This is a genomic window from Pseudofrankia asymbiotica, from assembly GCF_001983105.1.
GTDB classification, from domain to species: domain Bacteria; phylum Actinomycetota; class Actinomycetes; order Frankiales; family Frankiaceae; genus Pseudofrankia; species Pseudofrankia asymbiotica.
In genome coordinates, this window is record NZ_MOMC01000083.1 from 35,384 (window position 1) to 41,910 (window position 6,527).

Genomic DNA, 6,527 nt, shown 5'->3' on the forward strand with positions numbered 1-6,527 from the left:
GTCCTCGATGTAGGTGAGACCGGCCACCTCGGTGGCGGCTCGCACACCCGCCGCCGGAACCCGGAGAAACGAACGAACACTCTCGTCGGCGAACTGGAGAAGCTCGGCGACACCGTAGCCATCGAACCCGCCGCCTGACCCCAGACCCCAATGCCGCTCGATTAGGCTGATGGTCACGCCGTCAATTCCGACACGCCAACAGATGGCCAGGGTTGCAGCAATCGGGCCCGGCTGTTCGCCATGACTTAACAACGAGCTTCGCCGATCGGTTGTTCTTGGTCCTCGTAGAATGACCGGTTTGGCGCGTCTTGCGGAGACCTTGAAATGCCTGCTGTTGCTGGCGATCGGTTGACCGATCGGATTTCGATCGGGGTGCTCGCGCGGGTCGTTCCGCGGCATGTCGTCGACGAGGTTCTCATGGAGACGCGTCGGCTGGAAAGGCGGACGAGGTCGCTGCCAGCGAGGGTCGTCGTCTATTTCACCATGGCGATGTGCCTGTTCGTCGAGGACGACTACGAAGAAGTGATGCGCAGGCTCGTCGGAACGCTGCAATCGCTCGGATCATGGACGACGGAGCGGAAGGTTCCGACAACGGGAGCGATCTCCCAGGCCCGGGTACGGCTAGGTCCGGAGCCGATGGAACTGCTGTTCGAGCGGATCGCGGTACCGGTCGCCGGCGTGGGCACGAAAGGCGCGTGGCTCGGGTCACGGCGGCTCATGGCCGTCGATGGTTTCCCACTCGACGTCGCCGACACCGCTGAGAACGCCGAGACGTTCGGCCGATCCACGAACGGACCAAAAGTCGCAGCCTTCCCGCAGGCCCTGGTCGTCGCACTCGCCGAATGCGGCACACACGCGATCGTGGACGCCACGATCGGAGGCTGCCTTGGCGATGAGCGGTCGCTCGCAGCACCTCTGCTCGACACCTGCGAGCCGGGGATGCTGCTGACGGCCGACCGAGCCTTCTACGGCTTCGACCTGTGGCGCCGCGCGCTGGCGACCGGCGCGGACCTGCTCTGGCGGGTCAATGCTCTACTCACCCTGCCCGTCATCAAAGCTCTGCCTGACGGCTCCTACCTGTCGCTGCTGATCGACCCGAAAGTCCCCGTCGCCAAACGCGGGCCCCTGGTGGCCGCGGCCCGCGCTGGCCGCGCCCTACCCGCTGGCACAGCGCTACCAGTCCGGGTCATCGAATACTCGATACCAGGCCCATACGGCGATGACCCGAGCGAACTCATCTGCCTGATCACCACGATCCTCGACCACACCGACACCGCCGCGATCGAACTCGCCGCCGCCTACCACGAACACTGGGAGATCGAAAACACCTTCGACGAAATCAAGACCCATCAGCGAGGCGAGAAACGCGTCCTCAGATCCAAGAAACCCGAACTCGTGAAACAGGAGATCTGGGCGCTGCTCCTCACCCACTACGCCATACGCACCCTCATGACCGAAGCCGCCGACGCAGCCGACGTCGACCCCGACCGGCTGTCCTTCATGAGAACCCTCCGCATCACCCGCCGCCGGGTCACCGACCAGGCGGATTTTTGTCCCTGACCGACACGCCCACGCGCTCGACCAGATCTACAAGGAAATCCGCGATCGCCTCGACCCCACCGCCGACAACGCACCTACCCACGAGTCATCGGACAAATTCGGCACAACGGCTACGCACCAAACGCCCAATCGACACYGAAACCTGCCGCCCCACACCCCACTACACCAGATCACTCTCGCGCGCGCAGCTTAACTAAACGGCATTGGAATCGAACCCCAACCGGCTGGCCCTCGTCTGATCGGATCTCGCCGACTCGCTCGTGCCCATGCCGGACCTACCCTAGATAGGGGGGACTAGATAGGGTGATTGCGCCGGGCACATTGAGGAGTAAAGTTCGCCACCGCATGGTCCCGCCAGATTCCGATGACAACCGGAGGACTCATTCATGCGGAGAAAACTAAGGTTAGCCGGCGCCCTGGCCGCGGCGGTGATGGCAGGGATGCTGCCCATCACGGCCGCCGGCGCGGCGACACCCGCCGCGCCGGCGTCGGCCAGTGCGTCGCCGAGCCCGGCGGCTGCCTCGGCCGCGACGCCTGCCGTGCGTGACGTCCCCGGCTGCGCCGAGGAGCAGCCGGCGACCTTCAACAACGGTTCCCCTGCGCCCTGGGTGGGCTGCAACTCGCGCAGCGGCATCCAGGGCATCGAGGGCAGCAACGCGGTCAACAGCCGGGGCACGATCTTCCAGGCCTCTGGCGTCCTGGACAAGGACGGCCGCGCGGGTCTGGCGCGCTCACGCGATGGTGGCAAGACGTGGCAGCGGGTGACACTGCCCGTCGAGTTCTCGGACGTCATCGGCTTCGTGCAGGTGGACCCGGCCACGAACCGGGTCTTCTTCATGAGCATCGCCAAATTCTTCGGGCCGGGGGCCGGCTCGACGAACCCGATCGGCTACAGCGACGACGACGGGAACACCTGGCACGTCACCCGGATCGGTGGGGCCACCAACGGGGAGCCCAACACGTTCGGCGACCTCGGGTCGATCTTCGTCGGGCCGCCCCCGAAGGGCACGAAGACCACCGGCTACCCGAACGTCGTCTACACCTGCAACGTCACGCCGTACCCGAGCTTCGGGCCGGATTTCCAGTGCTGGCGTTCCCTGGACGGTGGCAAGACCTTCCAGCGCCCCTCCGCCACGAAGCCGACCTTCCCCCAGGCTGACTGCAAGCCGGTGAACGGGCCGGGCGGGTCGGTCACCCAGCCGTCGATCATCATTCCGACGCGGGGCCTCACCGCCCCCGACGGCACGGTGTACGTGGCCATCTCCGCCTGCGGCCAGTTCGTCGTCGGGTCCAGCAAGGACGCGGGCACCACATTCACGTGGAACCCGGTCACCGACGCCCGCGTCGACATCGACCAGGACATCCTGAAAGACCAGCAGGCGAACCTCCCAGGCTGCGCCGGATCCATCGCCGGTGCCGGCTGCCCCGAGGTCTTCCAGCTGTACGGCCAGCAGCGGCTGGCCCGGGACGCGAACGGCACGCTCTACTTCACCTTCAACAGGCACCAGACGCTRCTGTCGGTGTCCAAGGACAACGGGAAGACCTGGACCCAGCCCACCGCAGTGTCGGCGCCCGGGCTCCTGTCAGTGTTCTCCTCCGTCGTCGCGCAGGGACAGGGCCGGGTCGGCCTGTCCTACTTCGGCCGCAAGGACGGCAGCAAGGACTGGAACGGCTACCTGGCCGTGATCGACCACGCGGACAACCCGAACACCCGCACCATCGCAACAGCAGCCGTCAGCGCGCCCACCAACCCGCTGATGCCCAACCGGTGCTGCGGCTCGGCGGTACTGATCCCACCGCCGGGGTCAACCGAGGCAACCTACTACAACCTGATGGAGCACGGCGGGCTCAGCTTCGCACCCGACGGCACCCTGTGGGCCGCCTTCTTCCGCGACAGCACCCGCGACCCCAACAACACCCAGTCCGCGGCGTACGAGATCGTCGGCGGCCACCTGGCACCCAGCACGCCCAGCTGGTGGCCCAGCTGGCCCTGGGGCAGCTGACCGGCTGACCGGCTGACCGGCTGTCAGCGTCCGATTTGACGTGGAGCGAACCGGCCGGGCGGGCGACATGTCTGTGACGGGGCTTCCATCCAAGCCCCTGTCAGGACAGTCCCGCCCGGCCGGCGCGCGCCACGACACCGCACCCTCAGCAGCCTGTCGCTCCGCGTACGACCTGATGTGTAGGTGTTCGGCGAGTCGAGCCCGCTCGACGGCAACCTGAAACGACCGGAACCTCCGATGAGCCCGCACATGGCGGAGTGGGCCGTCCCCGCACATCGCAGCCAGTGACCTCGACTACCGACCCCGACCACACCGAGAACCACCTGGACTGAAAAGCGCTCACGCGGCGATCATGCCGCGAGGTATCGCGGTCGTGTGCTTACCGATCCGTTTCCAAATTCATCAGCCCGACGGGCGCCGGTCAGCCGGTAAAGTTGAACGCGCGCCGTTGCTCGCCCAGCAACAGGTGCCCGAAGCGAAGGCACGGAAAGCGCGCGGCCACGGTGGGGATGTCCTGGCCGGCCAACTCACGGACCAGCGCGTGCGGGCGTTCCTGGCGCGCACCGGGTCGACGTCGGCGAATCCGTCCACTCGTCGTCAAGGAGTTCGACGGCACAATGAACGACGTCACCGAGCAGCATCGCGCGCTGCCCCTCGCCACTGACGACGATGAGGCTCGACCCAGGCGTGTGACCGGGGATACGGATGACGTCGATGCCCGGCGCGATCGTCCCGTCCGAGTCCCAGGTCTCGCACAGGCCGCTTTGGCCTGCCCGGCGTCAGGCGGGTGCGGGCAGGGCGCCGGAGAGCTGGTCGGGGGCGCCGGGGACGGGGGCCGCCGGGTCGGTGCCGAGGTCGACGACGCGGTTGGCGGTGTCGACGTGGACGACGCGTGGCCGGAAGGTACGGGCTTCGTGCTCGTCGACCTGGCGGAACGCCATGATGATGATCAGGTCGCCGGGGGTGACGAGGTGGGCGGCGGCGCCGTTGATGCCGATCACGCCGGAGCCGGCGGGGCCCGGGATGGCGTAGGTGACGAGACGGGCACCGTTGTCGATGTCGACGACGTGGACCTGCTCACCCTCGAGGACGTCCGCCGCGGCCATCAGGTCCTCGTCGATCGTGATCGACCCGACGTAGTGCAGGTCGGCCTGGGTGACGATGGCGCGATGGATCTTGCCGGAGAGCAAGGACCGGTACACGGCGAGGTACTCCCTGCSCTAGACGTCGGATCGTTGGGTCATACCGCCATGCGGCAGGGGCGTGGCGGCGGCATGGTGACCCCCGGCCCGACGCTGCTTCCAGCGTCCCTCGCCATCGGGACCGAGCCGGAGCCGCGGCCACCTGGACCAACCTACGACGAGGCACCAGTCCATGGGCTTGACAAGCATCACAGGGGCGGCAGGCGTTCACTGTCAGTGTCCTGCCGGTGTGAACACGACCGGGAGGTCCGTGAGGCTGCGCGGCCACAGCGACGGACGCCAGACCAGCCGCTCGATGGACCGGACACCGGGGCGCCCACCCCGAGCCGACCCTCCCACCCGACACGTCGATCAGCCGGTGTGGCCCGGGACGCGAATCCCGGGCCACACCGGTTCTCCACGAGACGGCCGCCATCGGCTGGCACGAGAAATCAGTCGGGGATCAAGGTGGTACTGAGAACCTGGTACTCGGCGGGCTGGCCCTTGTCGTCGAGGGTGGTCGACAGACCACCGGCGACGCACACCGCCTGCTGGTCCGGGGAAGCAGCCTTGCCATTGCAGCGGAACTTCATTCCACCGCCGCCGGGTAGTTCGGTCTCCTTCATGCCCTTGATGGTCGAGACGAGGGCCGCCAGAGTGATGTCCCCGGACACGCCCTGTGACGCCGTCTGCAACGCCGACACCAGCGTGAACATGATCATGCCGTCCTGGAAGCTGAGGTCGATGTCCTTTCCATAGGTTCGCCGGCTGACTTTTCCCGGAGTGCGCAACATGTATTCACCTTGCGTGTCGATGGGCGCGAGTTGCCGCGTGGTTCGGCAATACGTTCGCCTGAGCTAGCCGATGGACCACTGGAGCGGTGCTTGTCAGCCGAGCCTGAGCGACTTCAGTGCTGGCCCGCGAAGGCGTCAAGTCCCGCGTCACGCGCCGAAGACTGGTCGACCACCTTGCCCCAATGGTCGACGATCTCCTCCGCGGTGGCGAGTTCTGCGCCTCCCGACCAGCCGGCGTTGCGGGTGATGCCGAACCGCCCATACCAACCACCCCATGAGCACAGGACCTCACCGGTGACCGGACACGTCGAATGGGTGAGGACGGCGATGATCGGGCTCACACGCTCCGGCTTCAGGCTCGCTGCCACCTTCGCGTTGCGTACGAGATCAGCGTCGGCGCTGGCGTGGTAGGTCGCCGACTCCACCATCGCGAGGTGCATCCGGGTACCGAGCGCACCCGGCGCGACGATGTTCGCCTTGATGTTGTGCGGAGCGCCTTCGAGGGCAATGGAGCGTGTCAGCCCGAGGAGGCCGGACTTCGCGGCGGCATAGTTGGCCTGGGCATGCGCGCCCAGCATGCCCGCGCTCGACGTGATCGCCACGATCCGCCCGCCGCCACCTGACTTCATTACCTTGAAGGCCGGATGAAATACCCGCATGACGCCCCGCAGATTCACATCGATCACATCGTCGAAATCGTCGAGCGTCATCTCGTCGAACGGTTTGTCGCGCAGGATCGCATGGTTGGCCACCACCGCGTCCAACCGGCCCCACTCGTCCATGGCCTGCTCGGTGAGACTCCTGGCGCCGTCCGCCGTCGCGACCGACGCCGTGTTCGCGACCGCCTCGCCTCCCGCGGCCTTGATCTCGGCGACGACAGACTCCGCGAGACCAGGGTCGCTGCCACCACCGAAGGGATGGCCACCGAGGTCGTTGACCACCACTCTCGCCCCTCGCCGCGCGAGTTCAAGCGCGTGGCAACGGCCCAT

The 6,527-nt window shown here is 67.0% G+C and carries 5 protein-coding genes and 1 pseudogene; 2 read left to right on the plus strand and 4 right to left on the minus strand.

Annotated features, from left to right (window positions below; genetic code table 11):
• The first annotated feature begins 324 nt into the window (after window positions 1-324).
• Both BL253_RS33120 and BL253_RS42585 read left to right on the plus strand, forming a co-directional pair.
• Window positions 325-1,560 carry an IS4 family transposase gene (locus BL253_RS33120; protein WP_076821431.1) on the plus strand — a complete coding sequence of 412 codons (1,236 nt, stop codon included), beginning with the start codon at window positions 325-327 and terminating at the stop codon, window positions 1,558-1,560.
• A gap of 386 nt (window positions 1,561-1,946) precedes the next feature.
• Window positions 1,947-3,563: a sialidase family protein gene (locus tag BL253_RS42585; RefSeq protein WP_158230466.1), complete on the plus strand. Its 1,617-nt coding sequence runs from the start codon at window positions 1,947-1,949 to the stop codon at window positions 3,561-3,563.
• 421 nt (window positions 3,564-3,984) lie between these two features.
• Here BL253_RS42585 and BL253_RS41970 read toward each other — a convergent pair whose 3' ends face one another.
• The 4 genes and pseudogenes from BL253_RS41970 to BL253_RS33140 all read right to left on the minus strand — a co-directional run bounded on the left by BL253_RS41970 (window position 3,985) and on the right by BL253_RS33140 (window position 6,527).
• The gene (locus BL253_RS41970; RefSeq protein WP_131831633.1) at window positions 3,985-4,194 is read right to left on the minus strand and encodes a hypothetical protein; all 210 of its coding nucleotides are present in this window, start codon (window positions 4,192-4,194) and stop codon (window positions 3,985-3,987) included.
• A 148-nt stretch (window positions 4,195-4,342) separates the two neighbouring features.
• Complete coding sequence (gene panD, locus BL253_RS33130) at window positions 4,343-4,765, minus strand: aspartate 1-decarboxylase (protein ID WP_076821434.1); 423 nt, start codon at window positions 4,763-4,765, stop codon at window positions 4,343-4,345.
• Window positions 4,766-5,196: 431 nt separating this feature from the next.
• Window positions 5,197-5,505 (minus strand): annotated as a pseudogene (locus tag BL253_RS33135) (ABC transporter substrate-binding protein); the annotation flags it as partial.
• A 146-nt stretch (window positions 5,506-5,651) separates the two neighbouring features.
• Window positions 5,652-6,527 (minus strand): SDR family NAD(P)-dependent oxidoreductase, encoded by an 876-nt coding sequence (locus BL253_RS33140; protein WP_076821436.1) that lies wholly within the window; start codon window positions 6,525-6,527, stop codon window positions 5,652-5,654.